At 62.4% G+C, this 1,314-nt stretch carries 1 pseudogene and 1 other annotated feature; the pseudogene reads right to left on the bottom strand.

The window, feature by feature from the left end:
- Positions 1-219: 219 nt before the first annotated feature.
- A pseudogene (locus FFS25_RS13290) lies at positions 220-1,173 on the bottom strand (IS3 family transposase); the annotation flags it as partial.
- Positions 1,077-1,173 (bottom strand) — a sequence feature (AL1L pseudoknot). It overlaps the preceding pseudogene by 97 nt.
- Positions 1,174-1,314: the final 141 nt, after the last annotated feature.

The raw sequence follows: 1,314 nt of genomic DNA on the forward strand, positions 1-1,314 counted from the left end.
TCCACCGCCCGGCGACGGAACTCGTCGGTGTAGTTCTTCCTTGCCATCCTTGGATTCTCGCTTCCCCAGCATCGTGCTGGATTCCGCGTGTCCAAGATCAGGGGTTAAGCCCCACGGATCCGGGCCCACTCCTGGGTCCCCGTCGCCCAGAGGCAGGCGCGCCCCATTGAGTCAACATTCAGGGGCACTGACTGAAGCGCCCTGGGTTTCGTTCCGAGGTCAGGGCACCGCGGGCGCGGTCACCTCGAGGTCAGTGTAAGCAGCCTCGACCTCGACCGGGGTCCGGTACCCCAGTCGTTCGTGGAGCCGAGCCGTGTTCCACCAATGGACCCAGTCCAACGTCGCGATCTCCACCGCAGTAGCCGAGGGCCAGACGCGCTTGGAGTAGATGATCTCGGTCTTATAGAGACCATTGACCGTTTCTGCCAGGGCATTGTCATAAGAATCCCCGACCGTACCGACCGAAGCAGTCACACCTGCAGCAATCAGCGCATCCGAGTAGGCCAGCGACACATATTGAGACCCTCGATCCGAGTGATGCGTCAAGCCAGAAGAATCCCGACGGGCACCAGTCGTCAACAATGCCTGTTCCAGAGCCAGAAGCGGCAGGCGATCTGTGTGCAGCGTTGAAGCAACCGACCAGCCGACGATCTTGCGGGTGCAGACATCCGTGATGAATGCGACATAGCAGAATCCCGACACAAGACGCACATAAGTGATGTCGGCGACCCAGAGCTCATGCGGAGCCGCGGCCGTGAAGTCGCGCTGGACCAGGTCCGGGCGATGATCATCTGCCTGGGCTGGACGGGTGGTGTTGGGCTTGCGGCCCCGGCGGACCCCGTGCAACCCGGCGCTACGCATCAAACGAGCGACCTGATCGCGGCCCAGGTCCCAGCCTGCTCGGCGCATCGCATGCCACATCTTCCGCGCCCCGTAGACACCATAGTTCTGCGCATGGACGCGCTGTATTTCCGGGATCAATGATTGATCACGCAGAGCACGAGCTGAGGCCGGTCGAGTCTTCGCAGCCCGGTAGGCCCGGGAGGTGATGAACCCACATTCTGTTTCGCGCATCACGCGGCAGATGGCCTCGACCCCGAAATCGTCGCGGTTCATGTCGATGAACCGGATCATCTCGTCGTGGGGCGGTCGAGTTCCGCGGCGAAAAAAGCTGAGGCGGCTTTGAGGATCGGCGGATTCAAGGGCCTTCACAGCTGAGTGTGGGTAGCGGTCTTCCGCCAGGGGCGATGACCGCCTGCGGCGAGCAGGGCCCGTAACCGGTAGTTGTCGAAGTTACGGAAGCCGCGGGCGACG

Origin of the sequence: Kocuria sp. 2SI, assembly GCF_005502825.1 — a bacterium.
Taxonomy (GTDB): domain Bacteria; phylum Actinomycetota; class Actinomycetes; order Actinomycetales; family Micrococcaceae; genus Kocuria; species Kocuria palustris.